Source organism: Streptomyces sp. 8L (assembly GCF_020176795.1).
Lineage (GTDB): Bacteria > Actinomycetota > Actinomycetes > Streptomycetales > Streptomycetaceae > Streptomyces.
Window position 1 is genome coordinate 1 of sequence record NZ_JAIUKE010000857.1, and the last position, 1,697, is coordinate 1,697.

The following is a 1,697-nucleotide window of genomic DNA, read 5'->3' on the forward strand; positions in this document are numbered from 1 at the left end:
CGGCGTGCGCCGAGCGGCGGCGGGCCTCGACCGTCGCGTCGAGCACGGCGGGCAGCGCCTTCGCCGGGTCGTGCGCGCTGTACCAGTAACTGGCGAGGCGCGTCGTGCGCTCATCGGCCCGTACGAGCGAGGGATCGGCCTCAAGTGCGCGCGCGTAGCGGCGGTTGATCCGGGACCGCTCGCCCGGCAGCAGGTCGTCGCTGACGGCCTCGCGGACGAGCGAGTGGCGGAAGCGGTAGCCGTCCCCGTCCGCGGTGGGCAGCAGGATGCTGGCGCCGACCGCGATCCGCAGGGCCCCGATCAGGTCGTCCTCGGACAGCTGGGCGACGGCGAGCAGGAGCCGGTACTCGACGGTGGTGCCGCCCTCGGCGACGATGCGCGTGACGCGCTGCGCGTCGTCGGGCAGCTGCTCGACGCGGACGAGCAGGAGGTCGCGCAGCGAGTCCGTGATGTGGTCGGCGCAGCCGCAGTCCACGGAGCAGGACAGCTCCTCGACGAAGAACGCGTTGCCGTCCGAGCGCCGGAAGATCCGGTCGACCAGCCCGGGCTCCGGCTCCTCGGCCCGGATTCCGGTGAGCTGGCGGCACACCTCGTCCCGGGTGAAGCGCTCCAGCTCGATATGGCGCACGGAGCGCAGCCGGTCCAGCTCGGCGAGCAGCGGACGCAGCGGGTGGCGCCGGTGGACGTCGTCGGAGCGGTACGTCGCGACGATCAGCAGGCGGCCCCGGCGCAGGGTGCGGAACAGATAGGCGAGGAGGTGGCGGGTCGAGGCGTCGGCCCAGTGCAGGTCCTCGATGACCAGGACGACCGTGCGGTCGGCGGCGACGCGCTCCAGCAGCCGCGCGGCGAGCTCGAACAGCCGGGCGGTGCCGTTCTGTTCGAGGGACTCGGGACGGGGCTGGCCGAGTTCGGGCAGGATGCGGGCGAGTTCGTCCTCCTGGCCCCCGGCCGCCGCCGCGAGTTCCTCGGGCAGCCTGCGGCGCAGCGAGCGCAGCGCGGTGGAGAACGGCGCGAACGGCAGGCCCTCCGCGCCGACTTCCACGCAGCCGCCGACGACGACCACCGCGTCGGCGGCGCACGCGGCGTCGGTCAGCTCCTCCACGAGGCGGGTCTTGCCGACCCCGCCCTCGCCGCCGATCAGCACGGCCCCCGGCCGGCCCGCCGCGGCTGCGGCGAGAGCCTGCCGCGTGGTCGAACAGCCGCTGGAGCGGTTCCACCCGCCTTCCCGAGCCGTGGCCCGCGCCGCGGGGCGCCCCCCGCCCCCCCCCGCGGGGGGGCCGGGGGCCCCCCCGGGGGGGGGCCCCCCCGGGGCGCGGGGGGGGGCCCGGCGGGGGGGGCGGGCGCGGCCCGCGCCCGGCGGGCCGGCCGGGCGAGCCGCTCGGCGTCGGCCGCCCTGAGCAGCTCGGCGTGGCGGATCTTCTGGAGTTCGTGCTCGAACATCGGGGGACTCCCTCGCGTCGGTGGGTCTTCGGCTTCTCGCGATGCCTCAACCCTCGTCCGTGAGGCGGCCCCGCCGCATCGGGCGACTGCCGCATGCCGGCGGGTGCCGGGGGACCTCAGACGGGGACGCCGTGACGCGGAGACGGCTAAGGGGTCCTGCACGCCTAAGGGGTCCTTTACGCCTCAGGGGTCCTGCACGCCTCAGGGGTCCTGCACGCCTCAGGGGTCCTGCACGCCTCAGGGGTCCTGCACGCCTC

At 76.2% G+C, this 1,697-nt stretch carries 1 pseudogene; it reads right to left on the bottom strand.

Annotated features, from left to right (window positions below):
* A pseudogene (locus tag LCE31_RS39455) lies at window positions 1-1,180 on the bottom strand (ATP-binding protein); the annotation flags it as partial.
* Between the last annotated feature and the right edge of the window lie 517 nt (window positions 1,181-1,697).